This is a genomic window from Candidatus Electronema sp. JM (assembly GCF_048287415.1).
Taxonomy (GTDB): domain Bacteria; phylum Desulfobacterota; class Desulfobulbia; order Desulfobulbales; family Desulfobulbaceae; genus Electronema.
This window is the reverse complement of sequence record NZ_JBLWEN010000026.1, coordinates 22540-39125: the sequence shown is the minus strand read 5'-3', so window position 1 is coordinate 39125 and position 16586 is coordinate 22540. Positions and strand designations below refer to the sequence as shown.

Annotated in this window: 14 protein-coding genes; 11 read left to right on the top strand and 3 right to left on the bottom strand. The window is 60.6% G+C overall.

The window, feature by feature from the left end:
• Nucleotides 1-183: 183 nt before the first annotated feature.
• The 3 genes from recC to ACNKH6_RS04990 form a co-directional block, all read right to left on the bottom strand.
• Nucleotides 184-3345 carry an exodeoxyribonuclease V subunit gamma gene (gene recC, locus ACNKH6_RS05000; protein WP_417914443.1) on the bottom strand — a complete coding sequence of 1054 codons (3162 nt, stop codon included), beginning with the start codon at nucleotides 3343-3345 and terminating at the stop codon, nucleotides 184-186.
• Nucleotides 3346-3517: 172 nt separating this feature from the next.
• A complete protein-coding gene (locus ACNKH6_RS04995) occupies nucleotides 3518-3778 on the bottom strand; it encodes a hypothetical protein (protein WP_417914442.1) in 261 nt (86 codons plus the stop codon).
• A gap of 253 nt (nucleotides 3779-4031) precedes the next feature.
• On the bottom strand, nucleotides 4032-4370 hold the full coding sequence (locus ACNKH6_RS04990; RefSeq protein ID WP_417914441.1) for a hypothetical protein: 339 nt from the start codon (nucleotides 4368-4370) through the stop codon (nucleotides 4032-4034).
• Nucleotides 4371-4373: 3 nt separating this feature from the next.
• Between ACNKH6_RS04990 and ACNKH6_RS04985 the strand changes: the two genes are divergently transcribed.
• From ACNKH6_RS04985 to ACNKH6_RS04935, 11 genes are all read left to right on the top strand, one after another.
• Nucleotides 4374-5309 carry a hypothetical protein gene (locus ACNKH6_RS04985; RefSeq protein WP_417914440.1) on the top strand — a complete coding sequence of 312 codons (936 nt, stop codon included), beginning with the start codon at nucleotides 4374-4376 and terminating at the stop codon, nucleotides 5307-5309.
• A complete protein-coding gene (locus tag ACNKH6_RS04980) occupies nucleotides 5296-5841 on the top strand; it encodes a hypothetical protein (protein ID WP_417914439.1) in 546 nt (181 codons plus the stop codon). Before ACNKH6_RS04985 ends, ACNKH6_RS04980 begins: the two co-directional genes overlap by 14 nt.
• The gene (gene cobU / locus ACNKH6_RS04975; RefSeq protein ID WP_417914438.1) at nucleotides 5838-6368 is read left to right on the top strand and encodes a bifunctional adenosylcobinamide kinase/adenosylcobinamide-phosphate guanylyltransferase; all 531 of its coding nucleotides are present in this window, start codon (nucleotides 5838-5840) and stop codon (nucleotides 6366-6368) included. Before ACNKH6_RS04980 ends, cobU begins: the two co-directional genes overlap by 4 nt.
• A gap of 31 nt (nucleotides 6369-6399) precedes the next feature.
• A complete protein-coding gene (locus ACNKH6_RS04970) occupies nucleotides 6400-7332 on the top strand; it encodes a D-alanine--D-alanine ligase family protein (RefSeq protein WP_417914437.1) in 933 nt (310 codons plus the stop codon).
• On the top strand, nucleotides 7333-8331 hold the full coding sequence (gene cbiB, locus ACNKH6_RS04965; RefSeq protein WP_417914436.1) for an adenosylcobinamide-phosphate synthase CbiB: 999 nt from the start codon (nucleotides 7333-7335) through the stop codon (nucleotides 8329-8331). It begins immediately after the preceding gene.
• An 80-nt stretch (nucleotides 8332-8411) separates the two neighbouring features.
• Entirely contained in the window at nucleotides 8412-8801 is a 390-nt protein-coding gene (locus ACNKH6_RS04960) for a hypothetical protein (RefSeq protein WP_417914435.1), read from the top strand.
• Between the two features lie 153 nt (nucleotides 8802-8954).
• A complete protein-coding gene (locus ACNKH6_RS04955; protein WP_417914434.1) occupies nucleotides 8955-9311 on the top strand; it encodes a hypothetical protein in 357 nt (118 codons plus the stop codon).
• Between the two features lie 33 nt (nucleotides 9312-9344).
• The gene (locus tag ACNKH6_RS04950) at nucleotides 9345-9473 is read left to right on the top strand and encodes a hypothetical protein (RefSeq protein ID WP_417914433.1); all 129 of its coding nucleotides are present in this window, start codon (nucleotides 9345-9347) and stop codon (nucleotides 9471-9473) included.
• Complete coding sequence (locus ACNKH6_RS04945) at nucleotides 9448-10776, top strand: hypothetical protein (protein WP_417914432.1); 1329 nt, start codon at nucleotides 9448-9450, stop codon at nucleotides 10774-10776. Before ACNKH6_RS04950 ends, ACNKH6_RS04945 begins: the two co-directional genes overlap by 26 nt.
• Entirely contained in the window at nucleotides 10763-12283 is a 1521-nt protein-coding gene (locus ACNKH6_RS04940) for a tetratricopeptide repeat protein (RefSeq protein ID WP_417914482.1), read from the top strand. The genes ACNKH6_RS04945 and ACNKH6_RS04940 overlap by 14 nt, the downstream gene beginning before the upstream one ends.
• Entirely contained in the window at nucleotides 12280-16446 is a 4167-nt protein-coding gene (locus ACNKH6_RS04935; protein WP_417914431.1) for a translocation/assembly module TamB domain-containing protein, read from the top strand. Before ACNKH6_RS04940 ends, ACNKH6_RS04935 begins: the two co-directional genes overlap by 4 nt.
• Nucleotides 16447-16586 lie beyond the last annotated feature (140 nt).

Sequence of the window (16586 nt, the reverse complement as noted above, 5' to 3'; positions counted from 1 at the left end):
AGGCAGGATAATTTCGTTGGGAAACTGAAAAAAACCTAAATTACAGGGCGGTTAAGATTCGTTTGCGGTCGCAGACAGCTGCAAGCTTGCCGCCATAAAATCGCACTGAGGCAATACCGATACTTCTCCTGCGCCGCCTCAGCAGAAAGGGCTGTTGTTTTTTACACGAAAAAACGAGAAGGCTCAATCCATAAACCTGAAGAACAGCTGCGTCAGCTCCTCAAATTGCTGATCCAGCGGTGTGTGGCCGCGCAGGCCGATTTCATACGCAGGGTCATCCTGCTCGCCTTGGAGATAACCAGATTGCCAGGCCCGCTGGGCTGCCGCCAGTGCGGTCGCCGGGCATGACTGCACCTTTTTCGCCCACGCCCAGCTTGTTTCGGGATAAAAATGCAGCGGCTCGCAGCAGCCCTGCTGGAAAAGCTGCACCAGCTTGGCCAGTTCGGCTTCGGGATCAGGCACCGCAGCAAATTTGACCGTCGCTTCTTTGCCAAGACCGATGTGGAGCGAACATGGCTCCACGCCAGCGGGCTGATGCAGGAGCAAGGCGAGATGGTGAATCCAAAGCTGGAGCCGGTCTTTCACCTTCAGGCTGGCTGGACGGAAGGTGATCCGTCCGCAGCGGCAGAGGGAAGTCAGCCGCCCAGTCAGACGCACCCCGTCAATTGTCAATTTGACCTCGGCAGGCTCAACCGGCTGACTGAGCAGCGGTTCCAAGGCCGCAGCCAGTTCTGTTGCTTTGGCCCGCAGTTGTTGGTGCATGAGTTGACCAAAATAGCCGCCGGGCAAGGTGCCAGCAGCTTGCCGCCGATGCAAGGGTGCATGACAGTCTGGTCTGCCGCAGCGGAGATCATGCAAAATATCTTCGGCAAGATGGTACTGCTCCAACTTGTCGAGGACAAAGGATTCTGTTTCCGGCAGCAAGCCATGATTTGGGAAAAAGGTGCGCAGACCGAGCCGATGTTCCAAGAAGAAGCGCACCGGATGCCGCCAGAAACGGACGAGCTGGCTGAGGTCAATCTGCCGCGCCCACTGCTCCGGCTTGGGCAGCGGACGGCTGGCAAAGGCCGAAATTTCCACAGGAGCAGGCAGCCATTCCGCCCGAAAGGAGGCAGTTTGCGGGTGCTGGTCCGGCGTGAAGCAGTTGCGGCTGAAGGGCTGAAGCGGATGCTCGACCGTGAGCAGCGCGGCAGCAGGGCCGTCCGCTGTCCGCCAGCCCTGGCTGATGTAATCGCGCAGCTCGGCAACAACGGTTGAGGGCGGCCGGGGCGCGTTGTCGCGCTGATCACGGCCCAGCCACGAAATGATGAAATGACGGCGGGCGGACAGCAGGGCTTCCAAAAACAAATAGCGGTCGTCGTCGCGGCGGCTGCGGTCGCCGGGCTGGCGGCGTTCGGCCATCAGATCAAAGGCAGGCGGATGCTGCGAGCGGGGAAAATCGGCATCGTTCATGCCGAGCAGCCAAATCACCTTGAACGGCACCGAGCGCATCGGCACCATGTTGCAGAAAGTGACGCGCCCGGCGAGAAAGGCTTGGCCGCCTGCCGGAGCTGCCAACTGCTGCTGGAAAAAACGGCGGACAACATTCAGGCTGAGGGGGCGGGCAAACTCGGCTTGAGCGCAGTTGTCAGCGAAGTCGGTGATCGTCCGGCGCAGGAGGAGCAAGCCGGTCTCATGCTCAGAGCTGCCGCTGTCGAGCACGGTGGTGAGCAGACGGAGAAGCAAGCCAGCCCAAGCCTGCGGCAGCAGAGGGCGGGCGGTCTGCCGCCGCAGCCGCCGCAGGCTGCGGATGAATTCCGCCAGACTGCCCAGCCAGTCCGCACCGCCGCTGACCGGCATGATGCCCTGCCACGGTACGTCAAGCGGCCCGGTCAGGCAGCCGAGCAGCAGCCGGTCTATGCCCGCCTCCCACGTGTGCAGGGCATCGGCATCCTGCCGCATCCGCTGCTCCAACCCCCAGCGGATACCTGCTTCAGCGACCATCTGTCGCAGCAACGGCACTTCGTTTTCGCTTAAATTGAAGCGAGCGAGCAGAACTGGATTCTCCAGCACCGCCATCACCTCTGGCGCAGTGCAGCGGCTGGAAAGCAGGCCAAGCACCCCAAGAAACGCATCCATCACCGGCTGTTCCTCGCGGCGGGACTGATCGGCGACCGACCACGGAATGCGCAGTTTGTCTTTTGCCGAGCCGAACACGCCAGCCACGGCTGGGGCATAGCGGCTGATGTCTGGGGCCATGACGAGAATGTCCGCCGGTTTCAAGGCCGAATCAGCGGCGAACAGCTCCAGCAGGCGGTCGTGCAGAACTTGTATCTCCCGCAGCGGGCTATGGCAGCAGTGAAAACGGATGGAGCGGTCAGCCGGACTGAGTGGCTGCGGCTGCCCTTTGCTGCGGTCGCGCAGATCAAGAATGTCTGCTTGAAGCTGGCCGAGCAGGCTGTCCTGCCCCGGGGTTTCGTACAAATCCTGCTCTTCGGAATCCGGGTGCAGGTCCATCAGCATCCCGAAAAATTCCCGGCCCAGCCCGCCGAGCGAGGCCAAGAGCGGATTGCCGGGGCTGTAGTAGCCGCTGACATCGGCCAGCCCTCTGCGCCGCCACGACTGCCGCCGCAGGGCAATCAGCCGCTCCGGCATGATGTCGTCCCAGGCTTGCCGACAGGGGCTGAAATGGAAAATGCGGATGTCCACATAGTGGCTGATTTGGCCGAGCACCCGCAAATACACCGGAGCGAGCGAGTTGATGCCGAAGATGCAGACCCGCTTGGGCAGGCTCTCAGTGCGCAGACTGCCGTTTTCCGCTGCCAGCAGGAAGCGTTCAACCACCTCAGCCCGATGCCTGCTGCCGCCCTCAGTCAGCCGCCGCCAGAGCTGGGCCTGCCAATGATCTTCTTGGCCTTTTTCCCAGCCCAGCACCATTTCGTGGCGGTACACCAAGTACTGATCGAACAGATCGCTGATTTTTTCTGCCAGCTGAAAGCGTCTGCGCCCATCGCGGTCATCGGCCAGATAGCTCCTGATCTCCTGCATCGCCGGGGTGTCGAGCAGCTCGTCCAGCTCGTTCAAGATGCGCCAGAGCAGCACCTCACGGCTGAACTCGCGCAGATCGGGCAGGCCGCCAAGGGTTTTAGCGAAGAGGCTCCAGATAAAGGAGGCAGGCAGCGGAAAAACGATGTTGGCGCAGATGCCTGTGCTCAGGGCAATTTGCTGCGAAAGCCAGCGGGCCATGCCGGGATTCTGCACCACAACCAGCTCCGGCACAAGCGGACTGCCCGCAGGCTGGGCCAGCACTGCGCAGAGGGCGGTCAGCAGGTGCTCAAGGCGGTTGGATTGACAGAGACGGAGCATGGGGCAAGCAGCTTTTTATAGTAGATATTTTGCAAAACTGCCCCTGCTCTGAACGGCTGCGCCAAGCATGTGCGCACTGCCGGGGCGAAAAATTTTTCGCCCCGGCAGCTAGTTACGCAAGAGGTCTCTTATTTGACCGTTTTCAGAAAACGGCTGGGATGCACGCCGTCAATCACTCTTTGGGCTTTTCTCCCCCGCTTTGTTCAACCATGTCCTGCATTTTCTGATTCTGGACATTCTGCAAGGCTTGCGAATCATGCGCTTTATTCAGCGGCTGCTGAATCTGTTCAACCACCTTGTGCGCCACCTTGTCTGAAGCCTGCTCAACCACACCTTTTTTTTCGCCTTCCTTTTTTTCTTCCGAGCAGCCAGCCAGCAGGCCGAACAACGCCAACCCGCAGGCGGCGGCTTTCAGGAAGTTTCTGTTTTTCACGGCGCTGCGCATAGTGTTCCTTTTCATGTCAAATGCCTCAGTTGAAGAAGTTGCTTCTGCCGCACACGCTGACGGCATTGTTGAATCCGTTTTCTTTTATAAGAACTTGCGCTGTTCACCGCAAGGACTAAAACAGCAAAATCTGCAATCCTGCATCCAGCAAAGAAACCTGTTGACAGCCGCGCCGCGCCGTTTTAGGATAGGCGGCTGAAAAGTTCAGCGCGTCATCTCAAGCAGTTGAGCCGTGCTTTTGCTATAAGGAGGGAGCGTTTGAACCGGCGGCGGGTGCTGCTTCCTGTTTCCTGCCGGTCAGTTCCATGTGCTCATAGAGGCCGAAGAAAAAGCCGAAAAAGATGCCGACGGTGAAAAAAATGCGGGCGATGCGATCCCAAGGCAGCCGCCTGCCCTGATGCAGGAAGCTGATGCTCCGCACCAGAATAAAGGTGAAGCCGATGGCATAAGGGGCCGTGGTCAGCAACTGGATGACCGTGCCCGACAGCATTTCGCCGATAGTTTGCCCGCCCCGCAGATGCATAAGCAGATAAACTGCCGCAGCGGCGGCGAATGTGATTTTTTCTTGAATGGTTTTCATCTGATGCCCGCTGAATTTGCCTGTATTTTTCCCGATGTCCTGCCCAAGGACGAAACGCTGTTCCCTCTTGTACAGCTTTTTGCCGGACTTGTCTATCTTGCGCCTGCGGAAAACGATCTGCCCTCGCAGGACACGCTGCCGCCGCTGGCTAACGAGCTGCTGGCGCAGGGCTTGCTCCGTTGCCACTGCCCGGCACCGCTGGGGGCAGACCGCGAGCGGTTCTTCCGCTTGCTTGCTGATCTGCGGCAGCGGCCCGGCGAGCACGCCGCCCTGTTCGTGGCCGGAAACAGCGAACCGGAACGGCAGGAGGATATCATCAGCGCAGTGAGGCGACAGAAGACGGATATCGCCGAAGCAGAACGCCTCTGGCAGGCGCGGCTGCTGCTGAAGCTGGGCGAAGTTGTCGAGCGGCAGGAAGAGGAAATCCGCCAAAGCCTGCGGCAGATCGCCCTGCGCGAAAAGGAGCTGCTGCGCGTTTTGCGGGATGAGCAGTCTGCGGTACCGCTGCACGCCGCGCCGACAACGCAGCCGGACAGCCGCCGCAGCAAATTGCTGCTCAAGGCATGGCAGACGTTGCTGGCCAGCGGCCCGCTGCTGACAAATGTCTTTGTCACGGCAGACCGAGAGGCGTTTGCGGCAGTTATTGAGGCAAGCGAGGCGGAGCTGCGGCAGACGGTCAATTTGCTGCTGCCTGCACTTCCAGCGGGCGTTGCGGTTGCGGAACAGCGGAGCCGCTTTCAGCAGGCGACGGCAGAACTGCGCAACGATCTTCCTGCCTCTATGAATCAGGAGCGGTGGGAAACTGTGCTGGAGCAGCACTATCCAGCGGCAGCGCACGGCAGATGTCGGCTGACGCTGCATGTGACAGACGGCAGCTTCGGTCTTGTTGGTCAAAACATGCTGATCGGCTTCTTGGAGCAAGCACATGAAAGAAATTGATTCGTTTGCGCGAACGCAGTATTGGCGAATTTTTTTTGCCTTGATTTTCCCTTGTTGTATTGGCGGGTTTGCGGCATTTTTTGCAATCGGATGGATTGCCCTGCCCGTGGCGTTGCTGCTCAACACGCTGCTGCCTTTTGTTCTCAGAAAGCTGACCGAGCGGGCGGCGGATTTCTTTGTCCCGCTCTTCACCGGTGGCTTGCGGATGCCAGCCACGCTGCACGAACAGCTTGCTGGAGAGCTGGTCAAAGCGAGACATTTGAAAGCCGGAGGGCGATTTGCCGAAGCCTTACATGCTGCCAATCTCGTTTTGGAGAAATTGCCTGCACATGCTGAGGCACTGCTGCTGAAAGCACAGATACTGTGCGAAGGCTTTGCCGATGAGGCGGCGGCAAAAGACTGCCTGCGGACGATCATCTGGCAGGAGCCGCCGCCAGAGGAAACCGTGCGGCGATGGGCAAAGGAAATGCTGGAGGAGCTGAACAGCCGTATGTGGCAGAAAGCGGCGGCGCGTCTTGAGGCAAATCAATGATCACGTTTGTCACTGGCGGCAGCCGCTCCGGGAAATCAGCGTTTGCCCAGCAGATAGCGGAAGGGCTGGATGCGCCACGGCTTTTTATCGCCACCTGCCCGCGTCTTGATGCGGAAATGGATGAGCGCATTCTTCGGCATCAGCGCGAGCGCACAGGCCGAGACTGGGAGACCCTTGAGGAGCCGCTGCGGCTGGCGGAACAGCTAAACAGCGTTCCTGCCGGAACGGTGGTTTTGATTGACTGCCTGACCTTATGGATCAGCAATTTGATGCACGAGGCGGCGCAGGCTGGCAAAGAGCTGGGCGAGGAGCAAACCGCTGTGCTAGCGGCGCAGCTTCATGCGGCAGCCCGCAGACATCAGGGCCGGACTGTCATCGTCAGCGGCGAAGTGGGGATGGGACTTGTTCCAGACAACCCGCTGGCCCGCCGCTTCCGCGATCTGGCAGGCCGCTGCAACCAAGTTGTGGCCGCTGGTGCTGATGAAGTATTTTTCGTCTGCTGCGGCCTGCCGCTGCGGATAAAGTAATTTGCAATATCATACAGATAATTATCAAACAATGAAAAAAATACGATTGGCATTGATCGCGGGCGGCATCTCTGGCGAACGCGAGGTTTCTCTGCGCGGGGCGGCAGGGGTAGCGCAGGCTTTGAACAAGGACAAATACGAGGTCGTGCGCTACGATCCAGCGACCGATCTTGCCCGGCTGGCCGCTGACGCGCCTGAGCTGGACGCGGCCTTCATCCTCCTGCACGGCATTGGCGGCGAGGACGGCACGGTGCAGGGAATGCTGGATTTGCTCGGCATTCCCTACCAAGGCTCCGGGGTGCTGGGCAGCGCACTGGCGATGGACAAGCATTTGGCCAAGGTCATGTATAAGCTGCACGGCCTGCCGGTGGCGGCGTGGGAGATGGCGGAAAAAGCGCATGTCAGCGATCCGGCACCGTTGTTCGCCAAGCTGCGGCTGCCGGTGGTGGTCAAGCCGGTGCGGCAGGGATCCTCGCTGGGCATGTCCATTGTCCGGCAGGCGGAGCAGCTCGCCGCCGCTTTTGCCAAAGCCTTTGAGCATGACAGCAAGGTGATGGTCGAAGAATTCATCGCAGGCCGGGAAATCACCGTCGGTGTGCTCGGCAACGAGGAGCTGACAGCCCTGCCGCTGGTGGAGATCATCCCGGACCGCCGCTTTGATTTCTTCGATTATGAGGCCAAATACACGCCCGGCGCGACGAGGGAGGTTTGCCCGGCAGAAGTCAGCGACAGCATTCGCCAGAAGGCTCAGGATTATGGCCTGCGGGCGCACAAGGCCTTGCAGCTGCGCGGATGCAGCCGCACGGACATGATCATCCGCGAGGACGGCGAGATTTTTCTTTTGGAGACCAACACCATCCCTGGCATGACCCCGACCAGCCTCCTGCCGCAGGCGGCGGCGCAGATCGGGCTGGATTTTCCGGCCTTGCTCGACCGGCTGATTGAGCTGGCTTTGGTCAAGTGAATGTCCTTTTTGCCTGTTCTGCTGGCCGCCTGCCTGCTTGATTTGCTGCTGGGCGACCCACGTTGGTTTCCGCATCCGGTGCGGCTGATCGGCTGGTTTGCCGCCCGGATGGAGCACGTCACCCGCCGTCTGCCGATCAGCGAGCGGAGCAGCGGCAGCCTTACGGTGCTGCTGGTGCTGCTGGCCACCGGCGGCATCAGCGCGACACTGCTGGCGTTGCTCGCGCAAGGCCCTAAGCTGCTTCTGCTTGCCGGAACCGCCTTCATGCTCTACACGACGATTGCGGCCCGTGATCTCCTCCGTCATGCCCTGCACGTTCATGCCGCGCTGGACGAAAGCCTTGAAAAAGCCCGGCAGCAAGTGGGCCTGCTGGTTGGCCGCGACACGGCGCAGTTAGATGCGCCTGCGGTGATCCGGGCCTGCGTGGAGAGTGTGGCGGAAAATATGTCCGACGGCATCACCGCGCCGCTGTTTTGGGCAGCGACCGGAGCGGTGCTGGCTTTGCCTGCCGGAGCGGATTGGCCTGCCGCCTGCGCCGCGCTGGCCGCCATGCTGTATAAGGCGGTGAGCACAATGGATTCGATGTTCGGCTACAAAAACGAGCAGTATCTGCATTTTGGTTTCTGCCCGGCCCGCTTGGACGATCTGGCCAATTTTCTTCCGGCCCGGATTTCCGGCTTTGCTCTTGTTCTTGCCGCGCCGTTCTCCGGCGGCAGCCTGCGGGCCGCGTGGCGCATACTCCGCCGCGACTGCCGCAATCATGCCAGTCCTAACTCCGGCTGGCCAGAGGCGGCGGCGGCGGGCGCGCTGGGCCTTCAGCTAGGCGGCGCAGCCAGCTATTTTGGCACAATTGTCAGCAAGCCGCTGATCGGCGATCCGCTTGTTCCCCCGGAGCGGCGGCATATCCTGCGCGTCTGCCGCTTGGCCCTGACCGCTGCGCTGTTTTGTCTCTTGCTCTTCGCCGGAATTTTCCTGCTGGCGGGCATGTTCTGCGGTTGAAAAGACGGCGGTCTGCTGCTATAATCGAAGCTGCGAGGCAATAACAGACTGTTTTTCAACTGCATTCAGGGGGAGACAAGATGCGCGTCAGGCATATCTTCTATGCGGTGGCTGTTCTTCAGTTAGGAATTTTTTCAACCGTGTCAGCGGAATCGCTGTCGCCAAAGGAGCAGGCATGGTTTGAAACCTTCCAGAAAGGCACCATCTATGCCAAGGGCTGGCGGGAAATCACGGCGGAGCTGGTCGCCAAGGCTCCTGCCGAGATCAAATGCGATCTCCGGCAGCGTCTTGATGCTCTCGGCGCGAAGATCGGGCGCGAGTGGAGCAAAAACAACACGATCAGAAAAATTGACAGTGCCATGCTGCGGCAATGGGGAGACATGCTGGAAGAAGCGGCAGAGCGTGAGCCGGAAAAAATTTCACAGGCGGTGGACAATCTCGACCGCAAGGTGCTCGCCCTGCTGAATTGAATATAATCCAAGTTCGTCGGTTGGATTGATTGGATTCATCTTGTTGACAGGTTCTGCCTGTCAACATTTTTTGGAATTGAATTTTTTTGTTCATCTTGGCTTGCGGCAGTGAAAAAACGTCACAACTTGGGTTGCTGCAACAGGCCCTGATCCATGCCCGAACCAAGCCCAGCGCCCCGCAACCCCGCCTTCCGCCGCCCGCAGTGCCGCCTTGCCCTCCGCTGCGGCCTGCTGACGCTGCTCGCCTTTTTCGTCTTCGCCTGCTGCGAAGTATGCTGGTTCTTCATCCGCGAGCGGAAGATGCAGGACTTTTGCGGACAGATCGCCGCCGGAATGCCGCAGGAGGCAGTTATCAAGCTGGCTGCGGCGCATGGGCACGAAGTTTCTCCTGATGCTCAGGATGAAAATTCGTTTTTTGTGGTGGACAGAAAAGCGATGGGCCGCTTCATCTGCGCCGTCCGCCTTGAGCAAGGCCGCGTCACAGCGGCACAATATGTCTCCAACGACTGACACGGCGCAGACGGCAGGAGCTGGGCCGCGCCGATGATCCGCCTTGATCTTGCCGAGCCAATCTCCAAAGACGGCTTCTCCGTCCGCCTGCACATCACCTTGGGGGCGGCCCTTTCTGTTTCAGGGAAAAACGTATATGACAAAACGAGCGCAAACTATTGATGAGGTTTATCAATTCTGCAACCCAGACAAGCCCTTGCCGCCGGACGACAAACGCTATGTTGATCTGACAGAGAACCGGGGCGTGAAGCAGATTGCCAAGACCGTCACCCGGCGCATCAAACGGAGCGAAGCGGATGTCCGCGTCAAGCTGCTTTTCACCGGGCATCGCGGCTCCGGCAAGACCACCGAGTTGCTGCGCCTGCAACAGGAGCTGGAGGACAACCAGTTCTTCACCATCTACATGGATGTTGAGGAAATGCTTGATCTGGGGTCACTCAGTTATCTTGATGTGCTGGTGGCAATGGCAAAGGAAGTGGAGGCGGAGCTTGCCCGCAAAAAGATGCCGCTCTCGTCAGAACTGCTGAACGGCATTGCCCAATGGTTTTCCGAGCGCATTGTTGAAGAAAGCAAGTGCCGGGAGATGCAGGGCAGCCTCAGTGCTGAGGCCAAGGCTGGCAGCGCGATTCCTTTCTTTGCCCAGTTCTTTGCCAGTGCCACAGCCAGTGTTAAGGCGGGAAGCAGTCAGCGCGAGACCATCAGGACAGTGCTGAAGCGGGAGCTGAATGTGTTCATCGACAGGCTCAACCTCCTGCTTGCCACGGCCCGCGAGAAGGTGCAGGCCAATGGCTGCCGCGACATCGTCCTGATCGTGGACGGCATGGAGAAGATGCACTACGAGCTGAACAGCGACGGCGTGTCCACGCATACTGATCTTTTCATCCGTCATGCCGAGCAGCTTCGTGCGCCGCAGTGCCATATCATCTACACCGTGCCGGTCTCGCTGGCCTACAACCAGAACCTCGGCGCAGATTTTGACGATCCTTTGGTGCTGCCGATGGTGCGAACCGATGCCGCAGGCATTGCCAAGCTGACCGAGCTGGTTGAGCGGCGCGTGGACACGCAGCACGTCTTTGCCGAGCCGCAGCTGCTGGAACTCCTTGTCCGGGCCAGCGGCGGCGTGGTGCGTGACCTGATGCGCTTAGTGCGGCTGGCGGCGGACACTGACGCGGACAGCATCACTGCCGCTGATGTGAACTATGCTCTGAAGACGCTGCGCAACGAGTACGACCGTCTCATCCGCAGCGACGACCTCCCCATCTTGCGCCGCATCCAGCAGGAAGGGCGCATCCAAGTTCAAGGCGGCGATGAAAAGGCTGGCCGCCTGCTCAATCTGCGCTTGGTGCTGGAGTATCAGAACGACGATCCACAAGGTGAACGCTGGGCGGCTCTGCATCCGGCAGCGGCGGAAATTCCCTGGGTCAAGGCCGCCTTGGCCGCTGCTGCGGGCGATGATGCAGTCTGAAAGTGCTGAATCCCTCATCCGCCGCATCTGCCGCGCCCTGAGCATGGCGGACGGTTTTGCCCTCTACTTTGTCCTCGTCAATCTCCCCACCGCCCGCAAGCTGCTCTCCCTTCAGGTGCAGGAACAGCTCGCCCGACCCGTCATTGAGCTGCACGTGCCGCCAGAGGGTTTTGGCGACACCACCTTGGACGGCTGGCTGCTGACGCAGGTGCAAGATGCACCCGCAGAGAGCGCAGTCTTCCTCCACGGCTTGGAGCACGTGCTGCCGACAGGACAGGCAGCCCTGCGCCGCGTCCTCCAGCAGCTCAACTGGCGGCGTTCCGCGCTCAAGCAGATTGCCCGGCCCCTCGTCCTCTGGCTACCGCGCCACGCCTTGGACAGCATGGCCGAGCACGCCCCGGACCTCTACGACTGGTACAGCAACGTCTATGAGTTTGCCTCGCCGAAAGAGGAAGCGGAGCAGCTGCGGGGCGACTTTCTCACCGAGTTCAACACGAACGTGCATCCGGCTCAACGTCTGAGCAAAGCGGAAAAGGAGCAATGGCTGCACACCTTAGCTGCGCTGCTGGACGAGCACCCGCATCGCAATGCCTACCGTGCCAAGCTACTGAATGATGCAGGAGGATTGCATCACGTCTCTGGCAATATGGAGGATGCACTTGAGCTATACAGGCAATCGTCCACGATCACGCAGGAGATTGGCAACAAGGAAGGCGAAGCCGCAACGTTGAACAACATCAGCCAAATTTACCATGCGCAGGGCGATTACGATACGGCCTTGAACTATCTGGAGCAGAGCTTGGCCATCCGCCAGGAGATTGCCGACAGGGCAGGCGAAGGCATGGCACTGAACAATATTAGCCAAATCTACAAGGAGCGGGGCGATTACGCTAGTGCCCTGAAATATCTGGAGCAGAGCCTGCGCATCAGGCAGGACATTGGCGACAAGGCGGGGGAAGGCACGACGCTACACAATATCGCTGGTATTCACTGGGCCCAAGGTGACTACGTTACAGCCCTGCCCATACTTGAGCAGAGCCTTGTGATCAGGCAGGAGCTTGGCGACAGGGCAGGAGAAGGCACGACGCTGAACAACATCGGCCAGATTTACCATGCACAGGGCGGTTATACCAAGGCCATGCCCCTATTTGAGCAGGCTCTTGCTATCAGCCGGGAGGTTGGTGACAAAAGGGTGGAAGGCGTGACGCTGAACAATATCAGCCAAGTTTACGATGCGCGGGGCGACTACGCCGCAGCCTTCACGTATCTGGAGCAGAGCCTTTCCATCAGGCGGGAGATTGGCGACAAGGCAGGTGAAGCGGTGACGAGCTGGAATATCGGTCGTACTCATGAGAAGCAGGGTGACATAGCCAAGGCGGAGCAGCACATCAGCCGGGCTGTGCAGCTTGCCGAGGAGCTTGGCCATCCCAAGCTGGAGGAATGGCGCACGGCATTGGAAGAAGTCCGCACCGAGCTGCGCGGTGCAGGCAGGATATCGGGATCATGAGCAACATGCTGCAGGATGCTGCTCCTCCGGCCAAGGGCAGGCCGCTGCTGAAACGCTGGCTGCGCTGCGGCTTCGCTGGCCTGATTCTCCTCGCCGCCAGCATCGCTGCTCTTGTCAGCACGGAGCGCGGCTTGCAGCTCCTTGTCCGCACAGCCGGACAGATAGCCGGGCCGTACTTCTCGGCTGACGAGGCGCAGGGCCGTCTGCTCGACCACTGGCGGCTGGGCAAGGTGCGCATCCGCATCAAGGACGAAGTTGAGATCACGGTCAAGGACTTCAGCTTCGCTTGGCAGCCGCTGGCCTTATTCCAAGAGCGGACACTGCATGTCAGCAGTGCTGCCGCAACAGGTCTGACTGTCCGCATTCTCGATTCCCATTCCCTAAAGCAGGAGAAGAAAGAACACAAGCGCATTGTGCTGCCGGAACTCAGCCTGCCGCTGGGAGTGCGCATAGATGAGCTACACCTTGCTGACAGCAGGATTGTGACCAAGGACGGCACGGACGCGCTGGTCATCCATGATGCCTTCGCGCAGGCGGCGGCGCAGGGTGATCACGCCGAGGTGCTGCGCCTGCACGCGGACACCTCGCAGTTCGGCGCGGACTTGAGCGGCAAGGTGCGCTTCACCGGCGCGTGGCCGGTGCAGGCGGGCGGCAGCTGGAGCGTGCCGGATCATGGCATCAACCAGCTTGTCGGCACCGTGGCCGCGCAGGGTGATTTCAGCAAGGCGGCAGTGCAGGCGACCATGAGCAGCCCGGCCAAAGTGACGCTGAAAGGCGAGGCCACCGACATCTTCAACGAGCTGCATTGGCAGGCCGCAGCGGAGAGCGGCCACTTCCGCCTCAGCGACCTCAAGATAAACGTGCCAGTGGACGGCGCGCTGCGCATCGTCGAGGCTTCGGGCACGGTCAAGAGCTATCGCGGCACGGTGGCCGCAGAGATTCACCACGAGGGTTATCCCGCAGTGCAAGCCGAGGCCAAAGTGGAGGCGGCGGACTACACCGGCCTGAAGGTTGACTACTTCACCGTGAAGCATGAGGTTTCTGAGCTGACCTTGCGCGGCGACATGCGCTGGAAAGGCGGCTTCTCCTGGCAGGCCGAGCTGGCGGCCAAGGACATAGACCCTGCCCTTGCCGCTGCTGACTGGCCGGGCAAGATCAATGGCCAGGTGCGCAGCAGCGGGCTGCTCGCTGCCGGGAAGCAGTCGCTGGAGCTGCATTTGGACGGCGTGCAGGGCGAGCTGCGCGGCCAGCCCTTCAGCCTTGGCGGCAAGCTGGCTCTGGCAGACAAGAAGCTGGCCATAGACGGGCTGGAGCTGGACTCCGGCATAGCCAAGGCGCGAATCAGCGGCACAGCGGACGCGGCCAAGCAGATCAGCCTGAGCGTGCAGGCCGAGGCGGCTGATCTGTCCGCCTTCAGCCCGGAGGCGGGCGGCTCGCTCCAGCTTGAAGGCAGCGCCGCCGGCCCGGCTGAGAATGCGGCTGTCACCCTGCATCTCAATGGCTCGCAGCTCAAGTTCCGCAATCATGCCCTCTCCGCGCTGGAGGTCACGGCGGCTGGCTCGCTGACGGACAGCGGCGGCGGTTTGACCGCGCAGGAGATCAGTGTTCTCGCGGACGGCAAGGCAGCCTTGCAGCTACGCGGCAGCCTCGGCTGGAAGGGCGGCCTGAGCTGGCAGGCGGAGCTGAAGGCGGCTGGGCTTGATCCTGGCTTGATCGCCCCTGACTGGCCCGGCGCAATCAACGCTGAACTGCGCAGCCAAGGCAGCAGGACGGCGGAGAAGCTGGCCGCTGCGGTGCAGATTGACAGGCTGGACGGCAGCCTGCGCGGCTTCCCCTTGCAAGGCGGCGGCAAGGCGGCTTTCGACGGCACGACCGTGACCGTGGACGGGCTGCGCCTGCACTCCGGCTCCACCTTTGTTCAGGCCAGCGGCACGGCGAACATCAAGCAGGTGCTGGCCTTGCAGTTCAAGGCTGGCTCGGACAACTTGGCCAGCCTTGCTCCGGCAGCAGCAGGCAGCTTTCAGCTTGAGGGCGCAGTCAGCGGCACGGCGCAGCAGCCCGCTCTCAGTCTGACCGCCAGCGGCTCCAAGCTGCGCTTCCAAGACTACAGCCTGAAGGAGCTGAAGGCGGCGGTCAAGGCGGACGTGTCGCCCAGCGGGCAGGTGGATGCCAACATTCAGGCCAAGGGCGTTCAGGTTAAGCAGGAGCAGATCAGCGCCGCCAGCCTGCTGCTCAAAGGCAGCGCGGCGCAGCACCGGCTTGATGCTGCTGTTGCGGGCAGTCCGGGCACGCTGCGGCTGGCCGCTGCGGGCGGCTGGCAGGAGCAGCAATGGCAGGGCCAGCTGGCGGAGATGGAGCTGGAGAACAAGCAGTTCGGCACGTGGAAGACCGAGCGGCCCGCTGACCTGCTGCTGTCGGCGCAACGCTGCTCGCTCTCCGGCTTCGCCCTGACTCAGGACAAGGTGCGGGCGGCAGTCAGCGGCTCGTGGCAGCAGGGCGCGGGCTGGCAGGCGCAGGTGCAAGCAGAGCAGCTTTCGCTTGACCTGCTGAAGAAGTGGCAGCTGCCTGTGCCGGAGAGCTTCCCGGCAATGCAAGGCGTGCTGGCAGTGAGTGCGGCGGCGCAGAGCACGGGCGCATTGCCGCAACAGGCCGAGCTGACGGTCTCCCTGCCGGAACTGGCCCTGACCGCAGAGAATTACGATGCGGATGAAGAGCAGACCACGTGGCGGTGGCGGGACAATCAGATAGCCGCCAAGCTGAAAAACGATACGCTTCATCTGACCGCGCGGACTACGTTTCAGGATGGCAGCACAGCCACGCTGGACGCTGCCGCCAGCAGCTGCGGCGACTTCCGCCATTCGGAGCAGATGCCGCTTTCCGGCAAGGCGGTGATCAACATCATGGACATTGCCCCGCTGACCCAGCTCACCAACTATGCGGTGCAGACACAGGGCGGTTTCGGCGGCACCGTTGACTTGCGCGGCACAGCGGCCAAGCCTGAGCTGGACGGCCTGCTCGCCCTGAAGCAGGGACTGAGCGGCGAGGGCAAGATTCACGTCCCAGCAGCAGGCATCAACCTGCGTGAGCTGCGGCTGGCGGTGAACGGCGACGGCAGCAGCAATCAGCTCGATCTGACAGCGGGTTCAGGTCAAGGACAGCTGCGGGCGCAGGGCACCGTGTCCCGCAGGCCGGAACAACCGCTGGCCGCCGAATTCACCATCAAAGGGGAGAACTTTCAGGCCGCTGACCTGCCGGAATACAATGTGCTCATCAGCCCGGATTTGCAGCTATTGCACAATGGCAAGGGCACTGCCATCAGCGGCACGATTGTGGTGCCGAAAGCAAAAATTGCCCCAAAAGGCTTCAGCGGCGCAGTTTCCTCATCCAAGGACGTAGTTGTCATTGATAATGGTGGCAAACCGCCAGAACGTAGCCTGCCATTTTCTGCGACTGTCGCTGTGGAGCTGGGAAAGGATGTGGCGGTAGATGCCTTTGGTCTCAAGGGCTATCTTGACGGCGGCCTGAAAATCAATGCCAAGCCGGAGCAGACTGTCACCGCCCTTGGCGCGATTTACCTCCGCGACGCTTTTGTGGATTTTGAGGGTGTCGCTCTCCAGCTCAATGAAGGCCGGATATTCTATCAGGGCGGCCCTATTGACAAACCCGGCCTCGACATCCGCGCATCCAAAACCGTGAACAAGGTTGAGGCAGGCATTCATCTCACCGGCAGCCCCCCGGACGATATGAATATTAAACTCTTCTCCGACACGCCGATGCAGGATTCGGAGATACTCTCCTGGCTGCTCTCCGGCCAGAACGGGGTCTCGTCCAGCCGGAAAGGTGAGGCGGCTCTCTCGCCCGCAGCAGCGGCACTCAGTAAAATAGGCGGCGGAGCATTGCTCAAGTCCGTCAACCCGCTGGCGGCCATCGACATGGAAAAGTTTGTGGATGTGAGCATTGGCGGCGGCAAGGAGGCTTCGGATGTCTCCTTGGTCATGGGCAAGGAGATCTACAAAGACCTGTATATCAGCTACGGCAAGGATCTCACCGGCGAGGGCGGCTCTTTCAGAGCACGCTATGACCTGAAATACGGCTTTTCCGTGGAAAGCGAGACCACTGCCAAAACCACCGGCGCAGATTTGATGTGGTCACTGGAACGATAGACCTCTTGCGTAACTGCCCTGCGTCAAGTGGCTGCATCAAGCATGTGCTTGATGTAGGGGCGAAAAATTTTTCGCCCCTACTGCTTATGCAAGAGGTCTGATGAGCAGTGCCGCATCACGTTTTCGGATAATGTAAGCAG